General features: G+C 41.1%; 26 protein-coding genes. 18 read left to right on the top strand and 8 right to left on the bottom strand.

Going from position 1 to position 25,179, the window contains the following annotated elements; all coding sequences use genetic code 11:
* The first annotated feature begins 57 nt into the window (after positions 1–57).
* Both BACHE_RS12935 and BACHE_RS12930 read left to right on the top strand, forming a co-directional pair.
* A complete protein-coding gene (locus BACHE_RS12935) occupies positions 58–663 on the top strand; it encodes an IMPACT family protein (protein ID WP_013548156.1) in 606 nt (201 codons plus the stop codon).
* A gap of 18 nt (positions 664–681) precedes the next feature.
* Positions 682–1,806: an HpaII family restriction endonuclease gene (locus tag BACHE_RS12930; protein WP_013548155.1), complete on the top strand. Its 1,125-nt coding sequence runs from the start codon at positions 682–684 to the stop codon at positions 1,804–1,806.
* A 9-nt stretch (positions 1,807–1,815) separates the two neighbouring features.
* Here the strand turns inward: BACHE_RS12930 and trhA are convergent, their stop codons facing one another.
* The 5 genes from trhA to BACHE_RS12905 form a co-directional block, all read right to left on the bottom strand.
* Positions 1,816–2,490 carry a PAQR family membrane homeostasis protein TrhA gene (trhA, locus tag BACHE_RS12925; protein WP_041579840.1) on the bottom strand — a complete coding sequence of 225 codons (675 nt, stop codon included), beginning with the start codon at positions 2,488–2,490 and terminating at the stop codon, positions 1,816–1,818.
* Positions 2,491–2,557: 67 nt separating this feature from the next.
* Positions 2,558–5,407: an aminomethyl-transferring glycine dehydrogenase gene (gcvP, locus tag BACHE_RS12920; protein ID WP_013548153.1), complete on the bottom strand. Its 2,850-nt coding sequence runs from the start codon at positions 5,405–5,407 to the stop codon at positions 2,558–2,560.
* 47 nt (positions 5,408–5,454) lie between these two features.
* On the bottom strand, positions 5,455–6,093 hold the full coding sequence (locus tag BACHE_RS12915) for an MBL fold metallo-hydrolase (protein WP_013548152.1): 639 nt from the start codon (positions 6,091–6,093) through the stop codon (positions 5,455–5,457).
* 27 nt (positions 6,094–6,120) lie between these two features.
* Positions 6,121–6,744, bottom strand: coding sequence for a 16S rRNA (guanine(527)-N(7))-methyltransferase RsmG (rsmG, locus tag BACHE_RS12910; RefSeq protein ID WP_013548151.1), 624 nt, complete (start codon positions 6,742–6,744; stop codon positions 6,121–6,123).
* Positions 6,745–6,754: 10 nt separating this feature from the next.
* Positions 6,755–7,609, bottom strand: coding sequence for a DUF3298 and DUF4163 domain-containing protein (locus BACHE_RS12905; protein WP_013548150.1), 855 nt, complete (start codon positions 7,607–7,609; stop codon positions 6,755–6,757).
* A 722-nt stretch (positions 7,610–8,331) separates the two neighbouring features.
* On the opposite strand from BACHE_RS12905, the gene BACHE_RS12900 reads away from it, so the two are divergent.
* From BACHE_RS12900 to BACHE_RS12890, 3 genes are read left to right on the top strand one after another with little or no spacing between them, the layout of a single operon-like run.
* Positions 8,332–8,868 (top strand): UpxY family transcription antiterminator, encoded by a 537-nt coding sequence (locus tag BACHE_RS12900; RefSeq protein ID WP_013547673.1) that lies wholly within the window; start codon positions 8,332–8,334, stop codon positions 8,866–8,868.
* Positions 8,869–8,924: 56 nt separating this feature from the next.
* Entirely contained in the window at positions 8,925–9,410 is a 486-nt protein-coding gene (locus tag BACHE_RS12895) for a UpxZ family transcription anti-terminator antagonist (RefSeq protein WP_013548148.1), read from the top strand.
* A gap of 29 nt (positions 9,411–9,439) precedes the next feature.
* Complete coding sequence (locus BACHE_RS12890; protein ID WP_148229906.1) at positions 9,440–10,066, top strand: sugar transferase; 627 nt, start codon at positions 9,440–9,442, stop codon at positions 10,064–10,066.
* A gap of 68 nt (positions 10,067–10,134) precedes the next feature.
* Here the strand turns inward: BACHE_RS12890 and BACHE_RS17620 are convergent, their stop codons facing one another.
* Positions 10,135–10,245 (bottom strand): smalltalk protein, encoded by a 111-nt coding sequence (locus tag BACHE_RS17620; RefSeq protein WP_013548146.1) that lies wholly within the window; start codon positions 10,243–10,245, stop codon positions 10,135–10,137.
* A gap of 39 nt (positions 10,246–10,284) precedes the next feature.
* The gene (locus tag BACHE_RS12885; RefSeq protein ID WP_013548145.1) at positions 10,285–10,824 is read right to left on the bottom strand and encodes an HU family DNA-binding protein; all 540 of its coding nucleotides are present in this window, start codon (positions 10,822–10,824) and stop codon (positions 10,285–10,287) included.
* A 314-nt stretch (positions 10,825–11,138) separates the two neighbouring features.
* Between BACHE_RS12885 and BACHE_RS12880 the strand changes: the two genes are divergently transcribed.
* Positions 11,139–11,357, top strand: coding sequence for a DUF4248 domain-containing protein (locus tag BACHE_RS12880; RefSeq protein WP_013548144.1), 219 nt, complete (start codon positions 11,139–11,141; stop codon positions 11,355–11,357).
* A 13-nt stretch (positions 11,358–11,370) separates the two neighbouring features.
* Here the strand turns inward: BACHE_RS12880 and BACHE_RS12875 are convergent, their stop codons facing one another.
* Positions 11,371–13,470 carry a BT4734/BF3469 family protein gene (locus BACHE_RS12875; protein ID WP_013548143.1) on the bottom strand — a complete coding sequence of 700 codons (2,100 nt, stop codon included), beginning with the start codon at positions 13,468–13,470 and terminating at the stop codon, positions 11,371–11,373.
* Positions 13,471–13,746: 276 nt separating this feature from the next.
* On the opposite strand from BACHE_RS12875, the gene BACHE_RS17615 reads away from it, so the two are divergent.
* The 12 genes from BACHE_RS17615 to BACHE_RS12825 all read left to right on the top strand — a co-directional run bounded on the left by BACHE_RS17615 (position 13,747) and on the right by BACHE_RS12825 (position 25,175).
* Positions 13,747–13,905, top strand: coding sequence for a hypothetical protein (locus BACHE_RS17615; RefSeq protein ID WP_013548142.1), 159 nt, complete (start codon positions 13,747–13,749; stop codon positions 13,903–13,905).
* Positions 13,902–14,042: a hypothetical protein gene (locus BACHE_RS17610; protein ID WP_013548141.1), complete on the top strand. Its 141-nt coding sequence runs from the start codon at positions 13,902–13,904 to the stop codon at positions 14,040–14,042. The genes BACHE_RS17615 and BACHE_RS17610 overlap by 4 nt, the downstream gene beginning before the upstream one ends.
* A gap of 151 nt (positions 14,043–14,193) precedes the next feature.
* Entirely contained in the window at positions 14,194–16,002 is a 1,809-nt protein-coding gene (locus BACHE_RS12870) for an aminotransferase class I/II-fold pyridoxal phosphate-dependent enzyme (protein WP_013548140.1), read from the top strand.
* A gap of 5 nt (positions 16,003–16,007) precedes the next feature.
* Complete coding sequence (locus BACHE_RS12865; protein WP_013548139.1) at positions 16,008–16,970, top strand: ornithine cyclodeaminase; 963 nt, start codon at positions 16,008–16,010, stop codon at positions 16,968–16,970.
* Positions 16,971–16,972: 2 nt separating this feature from the next.
* Positions 16,973–18,109 carry a lipopolysaccharide biosynthesis protein gene (locus BACHE_RS12860; RefSeq protein WP_041579406.1) on the top strand — a complete coding sequence of 379 codons (1,137 nt, stop codon included), beginning with the start codon at positions 16,973–16,975 and terminating at the stop codon, positions 18,107–18,109.
* A 287-nt stretch (positions 18,110–18,396) separates the two neighbouring features.
* Positions 18,397–19,533 carry a CapA family protein gene (locus tag BACHE_RS12855; protein ID WP_013548138.1) on the top strand — a complete coding sequence of 379 codons (1,137 nt, stop codon included), beginning with the start codon at positions 18,397–18,399 and terminating at the stop codon, positions 19,531–19,533.
* Between the two features lie 12 nt (positions 19,534–19,545).
* Positions 19,546–20,670: a sugar-transfer associated ATP-grasp domain-containing protein gene (locus BACHE_RS12850; protein WP_013548137.1), complete on the top strand. Its 1,125-nt coding sequence runs from the start codon at positions 19,546–19,548 to the stop codon at positions 20,668–20,670.
* Positions 20,671–20,684: 14 nt separating this feature from the next.
* Positions 20,685–21,389 carry a LicD family protein gene (locus BACHE_RS12845; RefSeq protein WP_013548136.1) on the top strand — a complete coding sequence of 235 codons (705 nt, stop codon included), beginning with the start codon at positions 20,685–20,687 and terminating at the stop codon, positions 21,387–21,389.
* A 101-nt stretch (positions 21,390–21,490) separates the two neighbouring features.
* Positions 21,491–22,171 carry an acyltransferase gene (locus BACHE_RS12840; RefSeq protein ID WP_013548135.1) on the top strand — a complete coding sequence of 227 codons (681 nt, stop codon included), beginning with the start codon at positions 21,491–21,493 and terminating at the stop codon, positions 22,169–22,171.
* 10 nt (positions 22,172–22,181) lie between these two features.
* Positions 22,182–23,189 (top strand): glycosyltransferase family 2 protein, encoded by a 1,008-nt coding sequence (locus tag BACHE_RS12835; RefSeq protein WP_013548134.1) that lies wholly within the window; start codon positions 22,182–22,184, stop codon positions 23,187–23,189.
* A gap of 197 nt (positions 23,190–23,386) precedes the next feature.
* Positions 23,387–24,490 carry a hypothetical protein gene (locus BACHE_RS12830; RefSeq protein ID WP_013548133.1) on the top strand — a complete coding sequence of 368 codons (1,104 nt, stop codon included), beginning with the start codon at positions 23,387–23,389 and terminating at the stop codon, positions 24,488–24,490.
* Positions 24,462–25,175 (top strand): glycosyltransferase, encoded by a 714-nt coding sequence (locus BACHE_RS12825; protein WP_013548132.1) that lies wholly within the window; start codon positions 24,462–24,464, stop codon positions 25,173–25,175. The genes BACHE_RS12830 and BACHE_RS12825 overlap by 29 nt, the downstream gene beginning before the upstream one ends.
* Positions 25,176–25,179: the final 4 nt, after the last annotated feature.

Here is a 25,179-nt window from a genome sequence, read left to right as displayed (position 1 = left end):
TTTTTAGTAAAAGCCGAAATAATTGTATCTTTGCCGGATGCAAAGAGAAACCGTACCATGAGCGAAGATACCTATAAAACAATTGCAACAGCTTCCGAGGGCGTTTATACAGAAAAGCGTAGTAAGTTTATTGCTATTGCCTTGCCGGTGTGTACAGCAGAAGAAATAAAGGGGCATCTGGAAACTTATCAAAAGAAGTATTACGATGCCCGCCACGTATGCTATGCTTATATGTTGGGACATGAGCGAAAAGATTTTCGTGCCAATGATAACGGTGAGCCGTCCGGTACGGCGGGCAAGCCTATTCTGGGACAAATCAATTCCAATGAGCTGACGGATATTTTGATTGTCGTGGTCCGTTATTTCGGAGGTATCAAGTTGGGTACAAGCGGACTGATTGTTGCCTACAAGGCTGCCGCTGCCGAGGCCATAGCCGCCGCTGAAATCATAGAGAAAACTGTTGATGAAACAGTTACCGTTCTTTTTGAGTACCCGTTTATGAACGATGTAATGCGCATTGTGAAGGAGGAGGAACCGGAGATGCTGGGGCAGACGTATGATATGGACTGTTGTATGACACTCCGCATCCGTCGCTCTATGATGTCGAAGCTACGGGCGCGGTTGGAAAAAGTAGAGACTTTGCGTTTTGAGGAGGTTGAATGAATAAAAAGTCAAGTTTATATGGCATTTGAAGCTACCAAACGCGAGTTGGGTGAACTCTATACATTTTTCCGTCTGCTGGCAGATGGCAAAGTGTCTATGGGTACTTCCGAGGCTCGTAAAGATGAAACCAAGTATTGGCTCATTGCGCTGATACAAAGAGAAGAACATGACGGTACTCGCCGTTATTACATAGAAGAGGAAGGAGTGCGCATAGTAGGTGGTACTTTGGAGAAAGACGGAGCGTTTACAGCGTCGGATAAAGAACCGCAACTTATTCCCCGCCGTGATTTCAGTGATGCGGCAGAAATCGTATTACACCTGTTGAAGAACGTTCCCGGTGAAGAAATCGAAATATCCGAAGGACTGGAGGCTTTTTTAGACGCGATTAATATCTATGACTTGGAAGCAAAGACCGGAGATCGTACTGACTTTTCCATTGCTTTTTGGCATTCCGACGCTCCTTTGACGGGCTTCAACGTCCGGTGTCGGCTCAGTCCTATGAACCCTTTGCTGGACGGTGGTCGTACAGCCAATCTTAAATTGGAACAAAGCGGAGTAAAGTTTGCCGTACCTACTGTCAATAAGGTGAATGCCCTGCCGGAGTCTCCCGCTGAAGTTGCCGAGCGCATGCTGATGATTGAACGCCTCGGAGGTGTCTTGAAATATTCAGACGTGGCCGACCGGGTTTTTCGCTGTAACCTGCTGATGATAGACCTTCACTTTCCCCGTATGCTGGCAGAGATGGTGCGTATCATGCATTTAGATGGCATTACACGTGTCAGTGAATTGACGGCACGCGTCAAAGAAATGAATGTCCTGAAAATAAAGGATGAACTGATAAACAAACATGGCTTCTATGAATTTAAAATGAAGCAGTTCCTTCTGGCGCTTGCTTTGGGCATGCGTCCGGCAAAGATTTATAACGGTACAGATTCGGCCGTGGAGGGGATTTTATTTACAGATGCCGACGGAGGGGTTCTTTGTTATCATCGCTCCCAATACCGGGTATTTGCCGATTTCCTCTATCAGAACAGCCGTTTCGAGAAAAGTTCCGTTGATAAGGATAAATACGGTTTTCTGGAACGTGAGAATGGAGTCTATTATTTTAAGCTGAATGTAAAGATAGGGTTGACAAAGAGATAGACGAACGGATCACAGCATTTTCACCAAGATGTTCCATACTGCCATGAGGTGGCATGCCGACCCGCCAAGAACAAAAAAGTGAAAAACCGAGTGCATATATCTTGCCCGTCGTATGGAATAGAAGACGGCTCCGGTGATGTAGCATATTCCCTCGGCGATGATCCAATATACAGATACCTCGGCAACGGCAAACAGAGGTTTGAATACAACCAGCACTGACAGTCCCATCAAGATGTAGCATACCGTTTCAAGATAACTGTGTTCCTTCATCTTGCGGAAGCTGATGACAGTTCCTGCAATGGCGCATAGCCAGACAAAACAGAACAGCCCCCAGCCCCAAAGTCCTTCATTCCGCAGGGCAATCAGCGTAATGGGGGAGTAGCTTCCGGCAATATGCCAGTAGATAGCCGCATGATCCCAGTGCCGCAACCGCCTTTTCCACGGGTTGTGGTGTTTCAGGGAGTGATAAAGGGTGGAAGAAAGATAGGAGCCGCCCATGCCGAAGAGATAAAGCCACATGCCGAGTATAGCCCACTCATTCTGTGCCTGATAGCATTTCACCAGAAAAAAAACTCCTGCAACAACAGCCATTGCAATGCCTATGCCGTGAGATAGGCTATTGACGGTTTCTTCGCCTTTACTGTAAAAGAGGCCGTTTCTTTTTCTTCTCTGCGTTGTACTCATAAACTTATTTGTGGTATAAAAGAAAGGGGTGTGCATTCTATATTTTTATGCACACCCTCTCATTGTTTTAGTCAAAGCATCCGTAGCACGTCGGCAGTAGCTTGCGGTCACCCAATGTATTGTCCACGCGGGCTACGTTTATCCAGAATTTATTTTCACGTACGCTCTCTGTCGGATAAGCAGCCTTTTCACGCGAATAACAATGATTCCATTTATCTGATACCACCTCATATTCGGGATGGGGAGCATTTACCAGTACATTGTCTTCCTTGTCTGCCTTTCCTTCTTTCACTTCCTGAATTTCCTTCCAGATGGTCAGCATCACGGTGATGAAGTTATCCAGTTCGGCGAGGCTTTCACTCTCCGTAGGTTCTATCATCAGAGTGCCGTGCACGGGGAAAGAAAGGGTGGGAGCATGGTATCCGTAGTCCATCAGACGTTTGGCTATGTCATTTTCACTGATTCCTGTTTCTTCATGTACCTTGCGGCATTCCAAAATCATTTCGTGCCCTACAAATCCGTTCGCTCCACGGTAAACAATGCCATAGGTTTCGTTGAAGTATGCCGCCAGATAGTTGGCGTTCAGTATGGCGATCTTGGTGGCGCGTGTCAGTCCCTCCGTTCCCATCATGCGGATGTAACCGTAGGTTATGGGCAAGATACCTGCACTGCCGAAAGGGGCTGCCGCCACTTCGTTGGCGGTATTTCCGAACAATTCGTGTCCCGGAAGGAACGGAACCAGATGTTCGGCCACGCAGATGGGGCCTACACCCGGTCCCCCGCCACCGTGGGGAGAGGCAAAGGTTTTGTGCAGGTTCAGGTGGCAGACGTCCGCACCGATAAATCCGGGATTGGTCAGTCCTACCTGTGCGTTCATATTTGCGCCGTCCATATATACCTGTGCGCCGCAGGCATGGATGATGTGGCAGATCTCCACGATTTCTGTCTCAAAAATGCCGTGTGTGGAGGGATAAGTGATCATCAGTGCGGCAAGGTACTCTTTGTTCTCTTCGGCTTTGGCCCGCAAATCGCTCATATCCACATTGCCATGTTCGTCACAGGCACAGGTGACGGTGATAAATCCTGCCTGGATGGCCGAAGCGGGATTGGTTCCGTGTGCCGAAGCCGGTATCAGTATTTTGTTGCGGTGGCCTTGGCCGATGCTTTCTTGATAGGCACGGATTACACGAAGCCCTGTGTATTCTCCTGCTGCTCCGGAGTTGGGCTGCAAGCTGACGCCGGCAAAGCCTGTTATGATTTTCAGTTCTTCGCTCAGATTGTGTATCAGTTCACGATAACCTTCCGCCTGATCTTCGGGAACAAGCGGATGCATATTCATGAATTCGGGACGGCTGAGTGGCAGCATTTCGGCTGCCGCATTCAGTTTCATGGTGCACGATCCAAGTGAGATCATGGAGTGTGTCAGTGAAATGTCTTTGCGATCCAGACGTTTGATGTAGCGCATCATTTCAGTCTCCGTATGATATTTGTTGAACACCTCATGCGTCAGGTATGTACTACGGCGTTGCAGCGATTGCGGGATGGTGCAGGTTTCCGGTATCTCATTTGTTTTGGAATAATCTTTTCCGGCGGCGATGGCAAAAATCGATATCAGTACGTTTACTGCGGCTATATCTGTTGTTTCATCAATGCTCATGCCTACGTCACCATTTTTGAAGTAGCGCAGGTTTACTTCCTTGCTCAGAGCAATGGTACGGATCTGCTGTGCGGATATGGTGTCGGGCAACTCAAAACGCAGAGTGCCGAAGTATTGTGTATTGGCCTGCCTGTAGCCTAATTCATTGATGCTTTTTTCCAGATATGTGGCAATGCTGTGGATGCGTTCGGCGATGTTCCGGATGCCTTCGGGACCGTGATATACGGCATAGAAGCCTGCCATCGTAGCCAGCAGCGCCTGTGCTGTGCAGATGTTGGATGTTGCCTTTTCACGCTTGATGTGCTGTTCACGGGTCTGCAGGGCCATCCGGTAACATGTTTTTCCGTATTTGTCTTTGGACCATCCGATAATACGTCCCGGCATGTTCCGCTTGTATTCGTCACGCGTGGCAAAGTACGCTGCCGACGGACCGCCGTAAAACATGGGTGTGCCCAGCCGTTGGGTGGTTCCGAAAACGATATCTGCTCCCCATTCTCCCGGAGGGGTGAGCAATGCGAGGCTCAATATGTCGGCGGCCACGGCCACCTTGCAATTGGCAGCATGGGCTTTCTCCACGAATGTGCCGTAATCTTCTACATTTCCGTTGGCATTGGGGTATTGCAGCACGCAGGCAAAGATGTCCGGTGTCAGTTCCATTTCAGCGTATTTGCCTGTGCGCAGTTCGATACCCTGCGGGATGGCGCGGGTAGTCATCACAGCCAGAGTCTGCGGGAAGATGCCTTCATCCACGAATACTACGTTTGCCCCTGATTTCTGCATGTCGCGCGGGCGCAGGGCATACATCATCGTTACGGCTTCGGCGGCTGCGGTGGCTTCGTCCAGTAAAGAGCAATTGGCCAGAGGCATACCGGTGAGGTCACATACAGCGGTCTGGAAATTCATCAGAGCTTCCAGGCGTCCTTGCGAAACTTCCGTTTGGTAAGGGGTGTATGAAGTGTACCATACGGGATTTTCGAATACATTTCGCTGAATCACGGCAGGAGTGATGGTATTGTACCATCCCATGCCGATATAAGTGGTGTAAAGCTTATTCTTGGCTGCCAATTCAGCGATATGCTGCCCGAATTCATATTCCGTCATGGCTTCGGGTAAAGCCAATGGCTTTTTCAGGCGGATATTGGCCGGAATGGTTTTGTCTATCAGTTCTTCCAGACTTCCCACTCCGATTTTGCGGAGCATCCGCGCCTCTTCTTTTTCATTGATGCCAATGTGGCGATTTGCCAAAAGATCGTTTCTCATATGCTTAAATGATTTAAAAGTTTTGTTACTGTGTAAAAAAGGGGTATTTACCTGAAAAACGGATTTTCCGCTTTTTCAATACCTATGGTAGTCGGCGCTCCGTGGCCCGGATAGACAACCGTTTCATTGGGCAGCACGAAAAGGCGGCTGCAAATATGTTCTATCAGTTCGTCAAAGTTTCCTCCGGCAAGGTCGGCGCGGCCTATGCTTCCTTGAAACAGTACGTCTCCGGAGAACATGCAGTGATCTGCGGCGCAATAATATACCAGACTTCCCGGCGAATGCCCCGGCACATGGATGGCCTCCAGTTTTGTGTTGCCGAAAGTGATGATGTCGCCATCATGCAGATAGTTTCCCAATGGTACGGGAGGTTCCTGTAACTGGAAACCGAACATGCGGCTCTGTTTCGGTGCTTCGTCAATCCAGAACTCATCCGCCTGGTTGGCTTCCGCTTTCAATCCGAATTCTTTCAGCATGAACGGATTGCCGAAAATATGGTCCAGATGCAGGTGTGTATTCAACAGATGTTTTATGTTCAGCCCGTTGTTGGTGATAAAATTTTTCAGCGCTTGCTTTTCTTCCTCATAGAAACAGCCTGGATCGATGACTACCGCTTCGTTTGTTTCGTCCCAAAGTACATAACAGTTCTCCGGAAACATGTTAAATTCAAATCTCTTTATCTTCATGTCTATGATTTATGACTGTATCTTGTTTTAGTAATTGCTGACGTGTACCACCTTCTTTGTCCGGAAAAAATCTTCTTCAAAGAACTCCTTCATGTCCCACATTGTAGTTTTGTTTTTCAACGGCATTGCTTCATGTGCCAGTTCGCCGCCTTTCAGGCAGATCAATCCGTTAGGCAATGCGTTCTGTTGCTTGGGCGATATGTTTTTGCGTATTATTTTCATTAAATCGCTCAGGGGCATCACGGCGCGGCTCACAACGAAGTCGAATGTCTGTTTTTCTTCTTCGGCTCTCGCATGTCTGAAGGTGGTGTTCTTCAGGCCGATGCTTCCGGCAACTTCTTCAGCCACACGTATCTTTTTGCCGATGCTGTCAATGAGGTGGAATTGTACTTCGGGAAAGAGGATGGCGAGTGGAATGCCCGGAAAGCCGCCTCCCGTGCCGAGGTCCATGATCCTTGTTCCCGGTTTGAAGCGGATCACTTGGGCAATTCCCAATGAATGGAGTACATGGTGCTCGTACAAGTTGTCGATATCTTTGCGTGAAATCACATTTATTTTAGAGTTCCAGTCCAGATAGAGGTCATATAGTGCGGCATATTGCTTTTTCTGTTCTTCCGTCAGAACCGGGAAGTACTTTAAAATAAGTTCCATAAGCTGCTTCTTAGTCTTTAATTGAGTTGAGGATTCCGTTGTCGTCGCTCAGCAGATGTTGTATGGCTTCATACGGCAGAGTGATTTTCACAGGTCCCATCACATAAGGGGCAATGTCATATACATTATAGTAAAACGTGATGCCCTCCCCGCTGATGTAGAAGTTCTCTGTCGGTTCCAGATCGCCGGTAGTAGCATATCCCATGTCTTCCAGTTCCTGACGGGTAGCTACTTTGTTGTCCGCCATCAACTGATTCCATAGTAAATCGGTAAGTGCTTCTTTATAGTCGCTTACAAACAGATCATCCAGCCGGACAGGGCTTAATGTACGCAGGTCTATGTTAAGGAAAGTGGACATATATATGCCATGCGCTCCACCTGTATATTCGTTATAGTCGATTCGGTAGGACAGCAGGTTCTTCACATATTGTCTGATGTGGCTTTCTATACCTTTATAATAAGAGTACCAGGCTCCTATCTCTGCATTGTCCTCTTTGTCCTGTTCATCCTTCCGGTACATGGGTTCCAGGTCTTTCCGATAATCGCTGACGTATTTTTCTTTATATTTCCTGACAGCCTCTTCGGGTGTCATTGTCATATACTTTTCGCCGAAGCAGGCGGATAGGAAGATGGAGTTCAGGCTATCTTTCAGTTTAGCATCCGATGACTTCACGGTATATGCCAAGTTGATAACAAGATTGCATGCGGGTTTGGCTGTGTCACCAAAGAGGTGGGCTGTCACATTCACCTGTATGCTGTCGAACTCCAGCGCTCCCGTGTTTTTGTTCACGGTGTTACCGCAAGAAAAGAAAAAGCCGCTTGCCGCAAGCAGAAGGACAAGTAGGCTGACAGTTTGCTTTTTCATATTGAATTTTGTTTATAAATCAACATTTCAATCGATGATCTTTATCGACAAATATAGAACATATTAACGAACTCCATGCATAAAAAAGGGAAAATTAATTCCTAAATCGGTAATTGCACTGTTTCAGTACATATTTTTTTCCTATCTTTTTATCTTCCTGTGATAATAAGTATAGTCTGTATATGGGTATATTTTTTTTGAAATATATCTTATTTGGATAAAATTTACTTCTCTTCTCTGATTATATGGGCATAATAATGAAATTGTTATTATGTAAATAGTTGATTATGTGTGTTTTATTGCGTTTTTTAGACGTACGTTTAATGAACGCAAAGGTACTTTCAAGAAATGAAATTACAAAATATTTTTGAAAATAAAATGAATAGTATTCATAAATATAGTATCATTTAATTAACAATCAACAACTTGGGAAACTTTTTATTATAGAAACAAAATGTATGTTTCTATAAAAATTGCATGATATATAATATGCCCAAAATATGCGTTCATTAAACGTACGTCTAATGGACGATTTTCGTTTATAACATATTGATACATAGTTGTTTTTACAATTAGAGATGAAGACTTGTAAAAAGTCTGTTGGCAAGATGGGCATAAAGCTTGCCGTATTTCACATAAAATGCTCGCAATTGATTGAATTCCAGTACAATGTACGGGGTTTAAAGCCCCGGAGGAATGCCCTTTTCTGAACACAATCGAAGATGGATAGGGAGAAAGAAACCGAAATCTGGTACGCCATGCGTGCCACATACCGGCGGGAGCCGGATGCCATGCGCCTTCTCGAAAAGGAACAGATAGGCTGTTTCGTCCCCATGCAATACAAGGTGAGCCTGCGCAGAGGCAGGAAGGTCCGTGCCCTTGTGCCCGTTGTCCACAACCTTCTTTTTGTCCATGCCCTTCCTTCCGCATTGAAGCGTGTCAAGTCTCAGGTATCCTACCTGCAATACATCACCGATACCCGTAGCGGGCGTAAGATAATCATTCCCGACCATGAGATGCAGCGCTTCATTGCCGTTGCCGGAACTTACAACGACCATCTCCTTTATTTTCGTCCCGAAGATCTGAACCTCTCCAAAGGCACTAAGGTTCGTGTCACGGGCGGCGACTTCGAGGGTCAGGAGGGGATTTTCCTGAAAGTGAAGGGTGCTCGCGACCGCCGTGTGGTTGTTCAGATACAGGGTGTCATTGCTGTTGCGATGGCCACCATCCATCCCGATTTGATAGAAGTAATCGGCTGACCTTTCATATTAAATATTCTGCTCTTTAATTTTTAATTTATAATTCATTATTCATCATGTCTCTTTCCGAAGAAGCAATCTCCCTTCAGCGTGCTGCGCACGACCTGATGTATCTGGGTACGGACGGCAGTCCTGTTTATAGCGATGAATTGTCCCGTCGCAACGGTCAAGTGTACTGCTTGGCCACGGCTTTGTATGATTCTATTTCCGGTGGCTCTACTATCGAAGAACAGGCCAACGTCTGCCTTGCCCTTTTGATGGGTTACAGTGCCTCTTTCATAGATCATGGCGAAAAACAGGATCATATTCAGGAAGTGCTGAACCGTTGTTGGGACGTCCTCGATTCCCTTCCCGCCTCGCTGCTCAAGCTCCGTCTGCTCACGGCTTGCTATGGTGAGGTTTTTGACGAGCCTTTGGCCGACGAAGCCCGTGCCATTATCACCTCTTGGGAGGGACAGCCGCTTAGCGCCGAGCAGCAGGAAGCCATTGCCGAGTTCCGGAATGTGGTGGATAATCCCTATCCGTGGGAATACGTAGATTAGCTAAACTAAACAGATTGAAAATGAAATCAATGGACGAAGATAATCATTTTATTCCGGATGGGATGAATGCTTTTGAACGCAATGTAAAGCGTATCGGTGACTGTTTTTTGGCAATGGTCGCTCTTGTTATATTTTCGCCTTTGTTCTTGATTTGCTATTTGGCCGTGAAACATGAAGATGGAGGACCGGCCATCTTTAAGCAAGAACGTATTGGACGCTTTGGTCGCCCTTTCTGTATTTATAAATTTCGCAGCATGAAGTTGGATGCAGAGAAATATGGTCCTGCTCTTTATGCTGGCGGCAGAGATGAACGGCTGACAAAAATAGGCAAATTTCTCCGTGAGCACCATTTGGATGAACTTCCTCAATTGTGGAATGTGTTTTGTGGTGATATGGCTTTCATAGGACCGCGTCCCGAGAGAAAGTATTATATTGACCAAATAATGGAGCGTGATTCCCGTTATCGTTATTTATTTCAGATTCGTCCGGGGGTAACATCATATGCAACTCTTTATAATGGTTATACAGATACTATGGAGAAAATGCTTCGTCGTCTTCGCTATGATTTGTTTTATTTGGAACGCCGTTCTTGGTTTTTTGATGCCAAAATTCTTTTTATGACATTTATGAATATTGCTTTTGGAAAGAAGTTCTGATAAACAGGGAACTATCAGGAGGCGCACCTCCCGATAGTTCTGATAGAAACTGCCTGCTTTCATGCGGTTCAGACTTTCATGCATGAGTTCAGGCCCAATACACCCGCCAGAGCAGTAGCCACTGCGACGACAACTTTGAGGATAATGCCCCATACAGAAGAAGATGATTTTTCTTTCATAACGCAATGATATTATTAATTTGTTTTGTGATACAAGTATTATCCCAACGGGTTTTCGTTTTCGTCACCGCCTCCTCCGCCCGGATTAGTGGGCTGGTTGCCTCCTTCCGGTGTGGTAGTGGTGGGCTTGGATATGTCCACGGTGGTTTCACCGGCTTTCAGTGCTTTCACAATGGCACGGGTTGCCAGGCGCGTGGCCACAAGGTTGAAGTCGGCACTGTCTAATAGGGTGGTGAATCTCTCGCCGCAGGTCCAGTTCACATTCAGCTTCTTGATGTGGATGGCGGGGTTGAACTCCTTGGCGGTAGGCGCGCCGATACTGTTGATGCTGACAGAGAAACTGCCGAGGTCGCCCAACTGGATCTTTTGTCCGGCAAGCATCAGTTCTCTCATGCAGTCCACGGACATGGTCAGGATGGCTACGATGTCCGCCCGTTTATATACACAGCCATGACTGGCTATATGCTCGGCAAACTTGTTGATGTCCATCACTTCAGAATACTGCGCACTGGCATACGCTTTCTTGGGCGCCGTCTTGTTCGCCGGATTGCTTCGCATCACTGTACTGTAATTGATCATAATCTTTGATAGTTTTTTTAGTAAAATAATAATTATAGAATCACGATTACCAATCTTGCGGCTGAATGATTACTAATCTTCGCGCGTCGTCATTACTAATCTTAGACCTCCATCGTTTGGTATGTCAAAGATACTACATCCGCAACAGTGGCCGACGCCATCCGGCATCATGCGCAGCCATAGGGCATCATGATGCACAACATTGCACGATAATGCCCGTATCAGAGGTTGATAATATGCGGAGAAATGCCTATATTTGTAATGAATTAATTGATGAGTTTCTTTTCTCGTTCACAACAAGATACATTGCGGATATGGAGTCTTTTCACATACGTTCCTACGGCATAGGTGAGCTTGCCGTCTGTTATTGTCCCGACATCACGGCAGGTTCGGCCCGCCGCAAACTGATGCAGTGGATTTACCTCCAGCCTTCACTGGCAGAGGCACTTCGCGCTTCCGGATTCAGCACCAAGGTGCGCAGCTTCACGCCTGCCCAGGTGCGTCTCATTGTGGAGGCGCTGGGCGAGCCTTGATGCCGGTGTCCGTTTATTCCCGGTTTTCGGTATAGCGGCCCATGGCGTAGAGGTTGGCTTGTATTTCATCACCGGTGAGTTCTATCACCCGGTAGCCGCGTTTGCCGCCTGCCCGCATGGCTTCGAAGCCTTCCTGCTTCATCACCATGCCTATCCTGACAGGGCTTAGCTTTTGGCGGATGCCCATGTTGATGTGGCACAATATCTGTGTATTGCTGACGAACTTGCACCTTTCGCCCGGCATGGGGCGGCGATAGTGGGTCAATATAAGCTCTTGCTCTATGCAGGGCACTTCGAAATGTTTGTTATGTATGTTCAGCATTTTAATTTCCCTGTCTTCCAGCCAATAGCGAAAGCCATTCTTGGCCAGCGCATGCGCTTGGGCGTAGATGCCGTCATAGTTTACGGGATGCTTATACGGATTGTCGATGTTTTCTACCTCAAAGGGCAGCCAGCGTCGGTTTCCGCTGAGGTCCACCAGGAAGTGCGTGTTGTTGCTGGTTCCGCAAAAGCTGGCTATGTGCAGGCGATTCTCTTTGTAGTGCGCGTATGCTGCCCGTTCGTTTATGGTCTTCATGGTGGTGAGCGCCTTTATCTGGTTCACCTCCTGTGTCTCCATTTCATCCAGTTCTTCGAGGCACACCATGGCAAATTCGGCAAGGGTGAGCAGGTCGTCTTTAGTGATGCGGTGGGCGTTGGATTTCAGATAGAAGTACCGGCGCAGTTCGGGCGGCAGCAGATTGTTGAGCCATGTGGTCTTATAGATGCCCTGCTTGCCGATGAGCACCAATATCTCATGGTTCACCACTTCTTTGTCATGGAGGGAAGCCACCATGCCCACCAGCCACTTCTTGAAGTAGTCGGCAAAGGAGACTTGGTTGTTCGTGACATGCACTCCGGCGGCCAGCGCGGCGATGTGGTCGGTGACGCCGTCCCAAGGTGGAAGATTTTCAAAATATTGTTCAAAGGGATTGAAGATGTTTACAAAGTCCGATTCGAGCACGGCCCGTATATGTGCCACGTTTGCCGGCTTCACTTCCTTGCACATATTGCGCCACAGAGTGTTGACGGCGCGGTCCGTGAGTTCCTCATACTCCGTTGCCCCGTCGGGTTGTATTTCGCATTTTCCGGTGATGACGTTTTTGCGGAAGGAAGCCTGTCCGTTGAGGAATTGCTCTATATCGGCCACGGAAGCCGTGAAGTCCTGCCGTTCGTCCCGGCCGGAGTTGTGGCACTTGCCGAGGGTGAGGCTGCCGTGCTCGTCGGTGTTGAGGTAACAGGAGGCGAAGATGCCCGCCACATCACCATCGTAGTCGGCAAAACGTTTCGCGGCCCATTCGGTGGCCACCTTCTGCGCTACTCCGTAGGCATTGAGCAGATAGCCCGTGCGCATGATGTATTCATTGTGGCGGTGTTCCACATATTCCACTCCTTCGTCTGCCAACCGGTGGCGGACGATGTCTGTCACCCGCTTCAGGTGACCGATGGCTCTGTCGGAGACACTTCTCGTGTTTCGCTTTGCGGTGGTTTTATCCGGCAGGGCGAAAGGCTCGGCATCGGGGCGGAAGAAGATATGCTCGTCGTGTGCCAGTCCGCTGAGGCGAGTGGCATTCTTGCATTTCAGGTCGCACTCCAGACCGGTGAGGCGGGTGTAATGCTCGTTCACCATGGCAAAGACATTGGCGTGGATGCGCATGTTCCGGTCGTTGGCGTTGGTCAGTCCGGTATATCGGCAGATGATGCGTATGCCTTGCCCGCCTATGGTGACGTATTGGAGCAGGGTATGCCGGTCTTCCCTGATCAGCTTTATGCAACGCTCCATCTGTCCGGGCGGCACGTGGTCTATGTCCACCGGGCAGAGTCCCGTCCATTGGCTGATGTTGCCTTTCTGCTTTCCGCCTTCAAAGCGTACACTTACGGCGAAACAGGGGCACGAAGCCTTTTCGCGGGCGGCGGCGGTAGATTGTCCCTGCTCTGCATAGTAGCGGTGTTTGGCTGTGTGCTCTGCCACGGCCGGATTGTTGCATAGCAGTTCGATGATATTTTTTAGAGGGACCTCTGTCGGACAAGTGTCCGCATAGCCTTTGAAAAGGCTGACTGTGGTGTTTTCCATATTATTGTTTTTTGTTACGTCCGCAAAGGTGGGCATAATCAATCATACGGGCAAATCGGTCGTTTACCTTCTATGTGGTAAACGATACCGAATTATTTAACGGAGATTAACAACCTTGACACCTTGTCACCACCCTTGTGCAACTTTCCCATATACGCGCATACATGTGGAATTTCAGTTTCAGATTCAAAAATAAATTTCTCCCGCGTGCGTGCGTAAGGAAAAGTTATGCAAGGGTGGTGACAGGGTGTCACAAATTAATTTTTTTACACAGAGATGAAAAAACAATTTCACCCCTATGCAGAACTGGGCGACTTCCTGGATCTGCTGCAAAAGTCGTTCCCACAAGATGGCGAGCGCTTCACCAACCACCAAATCTGCCACAGTTTGGGCAGTATGAGTAGCAGCACGTATGCTGATTTAAAAAAGGCATGAAGAAGGATTTCTTTCAATACTTTGCTGTGTTGCGGATTTATCTGGATCATCTCATAGATCAGGGTGACACCCACATGCTGCACACAGTGCTCAACGAGCTGTATGAACGCCTTAAACTGGATTACAGCAACCGATGACGCTTTGCATCTTGACACCCTGACACCGCCGCAAGAGTGGTGACAGGGTGTCAGGAACTTTACTTTGCAGAAAAAGGAGTAAAAAGCTTCTAAACAAAGAATCTGTTCAACTTCTGACTTAATTTGCTTTATTACAAAAAACAATTATTTTATGCAAGCAATAATTTTAGCCGCTGGCATGGGGAAACGTTTGGGTGATTTGACCCAACACAATACCAAGTGTATGATACAAGTGAATGGTATATCACTTATTGATAGAACATTGACACAACTATCAAGGCTCGCTTTATCTCGTGTTGTCATTGTAATAGGCTACAAAGGAGAAAATTTAAAGAATTATATTGGTAGCGAATATAAGGGAATAAAGATAGAGTACATTGATAATCCTGTATATGACAAGACCAATAACATCTATTCGCTTTCATTGGCAAAAAAAGAGCTTCAGGAGGATGATACTTTACTTATTGAATCTGATTTGATATTTGACGATGCACTTTTCCCGATGATAGTAGATGATGCTTATCCGAATTTGGCATTGGTTGCCAAATATGAGACATGGATGGATGGTACGATGGTGCGTATAGACACAGATTGTAATATTGTGAATTTTGTGCCCAAGCAAGCCTTTAGATATGAAGATGCAGATGTTTACTATAAAACGGTAAACATTTACAAGTTCAGCCGCGAGTTCTCTACAAACGAATATGTTCCTTTTCTTGATGCTTATAGTCGGGTGATGGGAAATAATGAATACTATGAACAGGTATTGCGTGTGTTGACATTGCTTAATTCATCAACTCTAAAAGCTTTACCAATTCAGGATGAAAAATGGTATGAGATAGATGATGTACAAGATTTGGATATTGCTTCAACTATATTTTCTTGTAGTGAAACTAAGTATGAAGAATATCATAAGCGCTATGGAGGTTTTTGGCGTTTCCCTAAATTATTAGATTATTGTTACCTCGTCAATCCATTTTTTCCATCTAAGCGCATGAAGGATGAGCTTCGTGCCAACTTCGATACATTACTCACAGAATACCCTTCGGGTATGTATGTAAATTCTTTGTTGGCAGGTAAATATTTTGGTATAAAGCAAGAGTTTGTTGTGGTGGGTAATGGTGCTGCCGAACTTATCAAGGTTGTGATGGAAGAACATGCAGGTGACAAGGTTGGCATTATTTATCCTACATTTGACGAATATCCCAACCGGCTTCGTCCGGGACAGATAGTGGCTTATATTTCGCAAAACACGAACTTTTCCTATACAGCAGATGACTTGATGGATTTTTATGACGATAAGCCAATATCATTATTGTTACTTATCAATCCGGATAATCCGTCCGGGAACTTTATATCCAAGAAGGATGTGCTTAGATTGGCTTCTTGGTGTGAAGGCAAGAAAATACGCCTGATTGTCGATGAGAGTTTTGTGGATTTTACTACGGGATATGCAGATAATAGTTTATTGCATAATGATATACTTCTGCAATATCCATCTATGATGGTAATGAAATCTATCAGTAAATCTTATGGCGTACCCGGTTTAAGATTAGGTGTATTTGCATCTTCTAACGTGGATTTAATAGCTCATATAAAGAAAGAAGTTTCCATTTGGAACATCAATTCTTTTGCGGAGTTCTATTTGCAGATTTATGGAAAGTACGAAAAAGACTATGCAAAAGCGTGTCAGAAATTCATTGCAGAGCGTGAAATCTTCTTTAGGGAGCTGACGCAGATTACATACTTGCATGTCATTCCTTCGCAGGCCAATTATTTCTTGTGCGAGGTTATAGACAAATATACTTCTGCCGAACTGACACAAAAGTTGATAGAGCATGATGTCATTATCAGCAACTGTGGCTTGAAGTCGCATATGAATGGACGAAACCTGATACGTCTGGCTATCAGGAATAGGGAAGACAATGCAAAATTGATTGGTATTTTAAAGTCATTGTAAATAAGATGAAGAATAAAGTTCTTATTATTCAAAGTAAACAAATCCGTGATTTGAATATATCTCCTTTGGAGTGTGTGGCTTGGGTTGATGAATCATTCCGTATGAAATATGAAGCTCAACTTCCTGCTAAAATAAGCGTTCATCCGCAATGTAATGATTTTTTCACCTCTATGCCGGCATTGCTGCCTCAGCCTTATCGTTTTTTTGGTGTAAAAGAAGTGTGTCGAATAAATGGTAGAGAACCTGCATTAAGTAGTGATATACTTCTTTATGATAGTATAACAGGGCATTTGCTTGCATTGATGGATGGGGATTGGATAACAACTATGCGAACAGGTGCAGTTGCTGCATTGTCTATAGACAAATTGAAGAAATCTGATGCATATACATTCTCTTTTATAGGGTTGGGCAATACAGCTCGTGCGACAGCGATGTGTTTATTATCTTTGTATGCAAATAAAGGCGTTAAATTTCGTTTACTGCGTTATAAGAATCAAGCAGACTCTTTTATAGAAAGATTTCAAGAATATACCAATGCTCTATTTGAGATAGTTGACACTGTTCAAGAATTGATATCTGGGGCGGAAATTATCATATCTTGTATAACTGATGCGTCAGATTTAATCTGTTCTGATAATACTTTATATAATAAAGGTGTTTTACTGCTACCTGTCCATACTCGAGGTTTTCAAAATTGTGATTTGTTTTTTGATAAAATTTATGGTGATGATAGAGGTCATGTGTGTGGCTTCAAAAACTTTAGCAAATTTAGGGTTTTTGACGAATTTAGTAATGTTCTGTTGAGTCGAAATCCGGGCCGTGAGAATGATGAAGAACGGATTATTGCATACAATATAGGATTAGGGTTACATGATATTTTATTTGCATGTAAAATATATGAGCGTTTAAATAATGCCCAATTTCCTTTCTTTATGCAAGAAAAAGAAACTGCTAAATTTTGGATATAATAATGGGAAAAGTAACTATAAGTTTTGTATGGGCATTTATACAGAAGTTTGGTAATACTTTCTTGTCTTTTATTTCTAATATAATTTTGGCAAGATTGTTATTGCCAGAAGATTATGGTGCGATTGGGATGATTATGATTTTTATAGTCATATCAAATACATTTATAGATGGAGGATTTGCTTCTGCTCTGATTCAGAAAACAAATCCAACAACAAAGGACTATTCAACCATTTTTTATTGGAATATTTTCTTCTCAATAGGATCATATATCGTTTTGTATTTTTGTGCTCCATTTATAGCATCTTTTTACAAATTGCCCTTATTGAATAATCTGTTGAAAGTTCTGGGGGTAGTGTTAATAATTAATTCATTGAGTGTAGTACAAAGTACTCAGTTAAGAAAGAAATTAAAATTTAAGGAATGTGCCTACGCTACAGTTATATCATCCTTGTTGGCTGTTTGTGTTACAATCTTCTTGGCATATAATGGAATGGGAGTCTGGAGCTTGGTCATACAGCAGATTCTTGTGAGTGTGTTTAGTTTTTTACTGTATTTGTATTTTAATAAGTGGATACCTTCACTTGTGTTTTCATGGAAATCATTAAAAGAATTATTCAATTTCGGATTTTTCATGCTATGTTCGTCTTTTCTTAATAATCTATGCAATAATATTCAAGGACTCATCATAGGCAGACAATTCTCTTCAACGGTTATGGGATTATATACACAGTCTGCAAAATTGGCAACTGAGTCATCGAATAGTATTGCTTCAGTTGTAGATCAAGTTTCATATCCTTTATTGGTAGAGGTCAAAGATGATAATAGGGCATTGGAAAAAATAATTCGACAATTATCATGTAATTTATTATTTCTCATTTCCCCTTTGATGTATTTTTTAATAATGGTAGCCAAACCTTTAATAGTCTTTCTTTTTACAGAAAAATGGATTGATTGTGTTCCTTATTTTAGAATATTATGTTTGTCTGGTATTGCTGTGACATTTCAAGGTGTTTCATATAATTCTATAGCTGCAATCGGTAAAAGTTGGTTGTTATTTAAGTGGAATTTGGTAAAGAGAATATTTGCAATGATTTTAATTTTTGCAGGTTTGAAGTGGGGGGTATATGGCATATTGTGAGCAATGGTTGTAGGGGCTTATGTGATTTCATTTATAAATATGTATCTTGTTTCTTCTCAAATAGGTTATAATCTGGGTAAGCAATTTAGAGATATCATTCCTATAGTATTAATAACGACATGCCCATTAATGATCTTATTTTTAACAAAGGAAATATTTGAAATATCAAATGAATATGATTGCTATATGGGTATTATATATTTGGTTCTATACTTTATAATATCATGGTGTTTGAAGGTAGAACAATTAGGTAACATAGGACAAATATTAACCTCGATTTTTAGACGATGATTAAAATAGCATGTGTTGGTGATGTAATGCCTGCCGGTGTTCATCATGGGAAGAAGGATAATTATATAAAAAGTGATGTCTTAGAATTTTTAAAGTCATTTGATATTAGAGTTGCTACATTGGAATGTGCGATAGGAGATAAGCCTAGTTTTGATCCTGAGAAGATGGTACGAAAACAAGACATAGTCTATGCTCCGACTTCTGATCTGTACAGAGTTAAAGAAATGGGGATTGATGTTGTCAGTTTGGCAAATAATCATGCATTTGATTTAGGTGAAGAGGGCTTGATTAATACATGTAAACAACTTGATAAATTAGGAATAAAGTATTGTGGGGCTGGGTTGAATTCAGAAGAAGCCTCTCGTCCTGCTGTCTTTACATTTGCGGGAGTGTCAATTGCGTTTTTGGCCTTTTGTGATTGGAGGATGGATACTGTTGGATATGTACCGTTTGCAACTGAAAATAAAGCGGGCATGAATGAAATGAGAGAAAAGAGCATAAAGGAAAGTATTGAAAAAAATAAAAGTCAATATGATCATCTTTTTATTTTTCTTCATTGGGGTGTAGAATATTCCTATTTCCCTACTCCATCAATGACAACATTAGCTGATAAAATCCTAAACTGGGGAGCTGATGGAATCATTGGTGGGCATACACATAGAATTCAGCCACTGATAAGTAGTCATAATAAATTTATATACTTTAGTTTGGGTAATTTTTTCTTTCCAGACAGATATATAAATAAACCCAGACCTACTTATTATCCAAGTGAAGGTGAAGATTTGTCCAATTGTCCATATTCTTATGGATGGCCCTATGTCTCACATCCTCTATTAATGAAATGGAGGGAAACAGAGAATATCGGTATGATAGGGTGTATAGAAATAAATGATAATGTTGTATGTGCTAGTTATAGATTAACGAAACTCTGCGACAATATAATAGAGGGGAGGATAAGAAAACCTTTTCTTTTCAAGATCTCACAATTAATGGTTGGTCTTCCTTTCTATTCGTTTTCTTATTTTCTCTTTAGAGCTATTAGGTCTCTATATTTTAGAAGTAAAAAAATGAGCAGACTCATTCTCCAAAAAGAACTTGAACAAGAGATTATTTATCGTAATCATGAATGTTAAATTGAGCAATTTATGAAGCGTAGATTATTTTCACTTATTGAATTATTACTGAATTGGGTAGTCATGACTTTATATACAAAACCCAAATGTATATGTGCGCTCTTTTCCCATAAGGAGTATTGGAGTCATGCGAGTTATTTTCCAGAGAAAAAAAGTAAGCCACACTGTCGTGTTTTCTTTGAACAAGTAAAATATATAATAAAAGACGGTGCTCCCAACGAGTATTATTTTATGTATGGTTTGGATGTTAAAGGCGATAAGGAAGCAAGTGAATATGTAAATTATGCACCATTCATGAAGCGCAGGGATGAATTGAATTTAAAGTCTATTCATAATAGCACATGTCTTTTGCGAAATAAATTTTATTTCGGTTTGATTGCTGATAAATTTGGCGTTAGCACTCCTCGTATTATTGCTTATATCCGTAACGAACATGTTTATCTGGTAGATGTGAAAATGGAAATGTCATTAGACGATTTTGTAATATCCGGTGACTATGATATGTTTTGTAAAGTTATAGACGGTGAATGTGGAAAAGGAATATTCGCATTGCAGATTCGAAGTGGAAATATATTCGAAAATGGAATAGAAATATCGTTAGCTCATTTTAGGAATGATATAAGTAGTGCGACTTTTATCTGCCAAGAGAAAGTAGTGCAGCATCATGAGATGGATAGATTGTATGATAAGTCTGTCAATACGATTAGACTTGTGACAATAAGAAGTCTAAAAGATGGTGAGATTAAAACGATACCGCCTATTCTTCGTATAGGTGCTAATGGTAGTATTGTAGATAATACTTCACAAGGTGGAATTGCTGTTGGATTTGATATAAGTACAGGGCGTTTGGATGAATACGGCATATATAAGCCAAATTATGGATTGAAAACGGCGGAACATCCTAACAGTCATATTGTTTTTAGTACATTTACTATTCCATTTTTGAAAGAATCCATTGAGATGGCTATAAGATTCCATACTTTTTTCTTGGATATTCATTCAATAGGATGGGACATTGCAATAACAGAAAATGGACCAGTATTTATTGAAGGCAATGATAATTGGGAAATTAATGGTCATCAAGATGGGAATCATGGTCTTAAGAAGGAATTTATGGAATATTTTTTTAATAAATAATTTGATTTAACTATATGAATTTAATTCACCGTTTGGCTTTTAGGTATAGAGATAATATTTTAGCTAAAGCATTGATTCGTCCGATTTACAGAACTTTTGTTGCATGTAAACTTAATCAGAAAAAAAGAGTGTTTCGTCGAAATGCTAAGCTTTTGTTGGAAAAGCTTAAAGAGGCCTTAGATGCAAATGGAATTTCTTTTTGGCTTGAATTCGGAACGTTGCTGGGTGCATACAGGGAACATGGTTTTATAAAGCATGACTACGATTTAGATATTGGTGTGTTTTTTAAGAATACAACGATGGTTTATGATGTATTGACAAAAGCCGGCTTTAAATTAATCAGGGAATTTAAAGTCGGAGATGATGGTGTTGATGGCTTTGAACAAACTTATGAATATGCGGGTGTTTCAATAGATGTTTTTTTCTTTCATAAAGATGAAAATGGAGCATATTGTAATAGCTTTTCTCCGTTTGGAGGTGAAAACAGAAATCTTTCTCTGATGCAAGTAAAGAAAATATCAGTACCTTATAGGGGCTTGACGCAGATACCATTTGAAGGTATGATGTTGAATGTGCCCATTGAGACGGACAAATATCTACAGGCTCATTATGGTGCTAACTTCATGATTCCTAACGAGCATTTCGATTATAAAAAGGAAGCTACGAATATAGTTTGGTACACTCGTGAAGAAAGGATTGCTAACAGTATTCTTTATTGAATAAATTAACATTGAATAATAGTTTTAATACAAGAAATATATGTTAAATAGTATCCTTTGGTCTTTTATATTTATATGATTATTAATGAGTTATTCTTGTTATGGATTTAATTAATAAATTGGTGAAATCAAGTTCATTTCTATTTAAAATAATCTATTATTTGAGGTTATTGACATTTCCTTTATTTATAAGATTAACTTGGCGAATTAGTAATACAATTGAGAATAAAGCTTTGTATTCTTCCATAGATAAAGATATTAGAGGGTGTAATAATTATATAAGAATAGGAATAAAAAGTAGAATTTATGGTTTGAAGATATATGTTCGTGGAAAAAACAATAAAGTTATTATAGGTAATAATTGTATTATAGGTAAGAAGTGCAGTTTTTGGATTGAAGGCGATAATAATACAATCATTGTAGGTAATTCTTGTACATTTACTCATACAGTACATTTATGTGTACAAGAATATGGTTCTTCTATAAATTTAGGTGAAGATTGTATGCTTTCTAATAATATAATAATTAGGAATAGTGATTCTCATCCAATATTTAATAGCGACCATGAACGGATTAATGAAGCAAAGGCGGTTTGGATAGCAAAGCATGTTTGGATAGCCCCTCAAACTACTGTTATGAAAGGTGTTACAATTGGAGAAGGCGCTATTTTAGCATCTAATAGTGTTATCACAAAGGATGTTCCAAAGAATTGTTTAGCGGCTGGAGTTCTTGCTAAGGTTGTGAAAGAGAATATATATTGGTCAAGAGAACGATTGTTTTAATGATTTTATAATGAATAATATTGTTAGTTATAATCCTAAAGTTAGTGTTATTATTCCAATCTACAATGTAGAAAAATATATTGAGCGTTGTGCACGTTCTTTATTTGAGCAATCATTAAAGGATATTGAATATATTTTCGTTGATGATTGTTCTCCGGATAATAGTATTACAATACTGGAAAATATTTTGAAAGAATATCCGGAAAGACAGCCGCTTGTGAAAATATTGTTTCATGAGCCAAATCGTGGACTTGCTTATACTCGTCAAGAGGGAGTTGATGCTGCGAAGGGAGAGTATATAATTCACTGTGATAGTGATGACTGGGTGGAACCAGAAATGTATGAAACAATGTATAGCATTGCGGTTAAACAAAATGCAGATATTGTGTGCAGTAATTACTTTGAAGAATATAATCATTGGCATAAAAAGATTGAATATTCGTATCTTAATGAAACTCCTGAGATTTTATTGGCTTCCATTCCTACAACATTGAATTCTGCAGTATGGAATAAACTAATACGCAGGACATTGTACACAGCTAATAATATTCGGTGGTTTGAGGGAATAAATATGCAAGAAGATTTAGGAATTACTCTAAGATTAAGAGCTATTTCATTGAAAACCATTGTTGTACCTTACACTTTCTATCACTATAATAGGCAAAACTTGTTTTCAATGGCGATGAAACCAAAATTGAATTATATCGAAGAACAAATCTTATGTGCAGAATTGCTTGAGCAATGGATGTCATTCCATTTTAATGACCGTTATAAGTATTTGGTTGATAAAATTAAATTTTGGGCAAAGTCTGGTCTTTTCATTCATTCAGGAATACAAGATATTAAACGTTGGAAATCTACTTTTCCTGAAACAAACATTAATATTTGGCGATACAAGCAGATGCCATTGTACAATCGCCTTCCAATGTGGTTAGCTTTACATGGTTTTGACTTTCTGGGGAAAATGATTGTGTATATAAAAACTAAGTTAGCCTATATGAGAGCAAGTATTCGTTGAGTAGATAAGCAGATTGTTATGATAATTAAGATTAAAACGATATCATATTCTGTGTTAGCATTTATTGCTCTATTCTGTTATCTCTATCCTATTGCCTTTGTTTTTTACCTTTGGATACTGGTGAGTTACTCCATTTATGTGGAATTTTATACTTTATATTTTATGTAGGAAGGTACTTGAACAAAAGAATATATGAGATGCTGAAAATTGCTATTCTCGTAATGATTATTGGATTGTCTGCAACAGGGGTGTACAATAATGCTTATGACTTATCATTAATAAAAAAAATATTATCTTTTTTTTTATATCCTTTTTCAGCTATGCTTGTAGTTAATCTAATTTCAAAATCATCAAAGTCTTTTTCTTTTTATGTGCTATTGGAATGGATTATATATGTAACTATCGTGCAGGGGTTAATTTCAATTTTTATGTATTTTGATAGAAATCTACAAGAGTATATTATAAGTCATATAAGTTCGGGTATGGAGCAAGAAAACTTCATGGAAGTTCAAGCTTCTTTTCGAGTAATAGCTTTATGCAAGTTCCAATATGCCAATATGGCTGTGATGTACGGTCTTGCTCTCTTTTCTGCAATATCATTGGGCTTTTCTAATAAATCTACTTTATATCAACATAAAATTTTGTATGTGCTTTCGATAGTGTTCATTTCTATCATGGGGATACTCTCTGCTCGGACATTTTTTCTTATGATTTTTCTCTCTTTCCTTTATTATTCTTATTTATTGTATAAGCGAAAAGGTATCTATTCTTTTATGTATATATTATTAATAGTATGTTCGATTATTCTTTTATTAATTATAAGCATCTCTCTTATAGAAAATAGTGAATATAGTGCTACATATAATTGGGCATTTGAATGGTATATCAATATGAGCGAATCGCAAAGTTTTGAAACAGGTTCGTCAAATAGGTTATATGAGATGTATTTGTTTCCTGATAATCTTAAAACATGGTTATTAGGTGATGGCCAATTTGTTACGGCAGATGGGTTGTTTTATAAACAGACTGATGTTGGTTATTTGAGGAATTTATTTTATTGGGGGCTTGTTGGTACAATTGTGTTCTATTATTTTCAATATAAATGTTGTAAACTAATATGTAATTCGACAAGAGATGGCATAATAAAAAAGTTATGTTGGCTGATTTTTATTTGGTTGTTAGTATATAATGTTAAAGAATTTTGGCATGCTAATCTTTATTGGGCATTGTTTTTAGTGACTTTGATTAAATTTAAATATAATAATTCTCAAAATGATTTCAGTATGTATGGCCACCTATAATGGTGAAGCTTTTTTGAGAGAACAAATTGATAGTATATTACTGCAATTGAGTGAAGAAGATGAATTGGTTATCTCTGATGACAATTCAACAGATTCGACTGCTGATATTATAAAATCTTATCATGATAAAAAAATCAGGTTTCTTGTAAATAAAAGAAAGAAAGGAGTGACACATAATTTTGAGAATGCTTTGATTCATTCAAAAGGAGATGTCATTTTACTTGCAGATCAAGATGATGTTTGGCTTCCCAATAAGATTGAGGAATTAACACAATTTTTGACTAAAGGAGATTATGATGTTGTGACATGTAATTGTGCATTAACTGATATTAATTTGAATATTACCCAAGATGAATATTATGTACAGAAGTCTCCTTTGGACAAATCCGTTTGGGGCAATTTTGTGAAAGATTTGTGGTTGGGAAGCTGTATGGCATTTAAACGGAAAGTACTGCTTGCTACATTGCCTTTTCCTTCGAAAATGGCAGCTCATGATTTGTGGATTGCATTGTTTAGCCAGATTCATTTCAAATGTGGTTATTATCCTAAGGTTTTGCAATTATATAGAAGACACGAACATACAGTCTCTTTTGCTGGTGCAAAAAGCACTAATAGCTTGTGGTATAAAATAAATTATCGTTTCTATCTCGCTTTTTTCTTGTTGATTAGAAGTCTAACAAAATAATTAA

This window comes from Bacteroides helcogenes P 36-108 (genome assembly GCF_000186225.1).
Classification (GTDB): domain Bacteria; phylum Bacteroidota; class Bacteroidia; order Bacteroidales; family Bacteroidaceae; genus Bacteroides; species Bacteroides helcogenes.
This window is presented reverse-complemented; position numbering and strand designations above follow the sequence as displayed.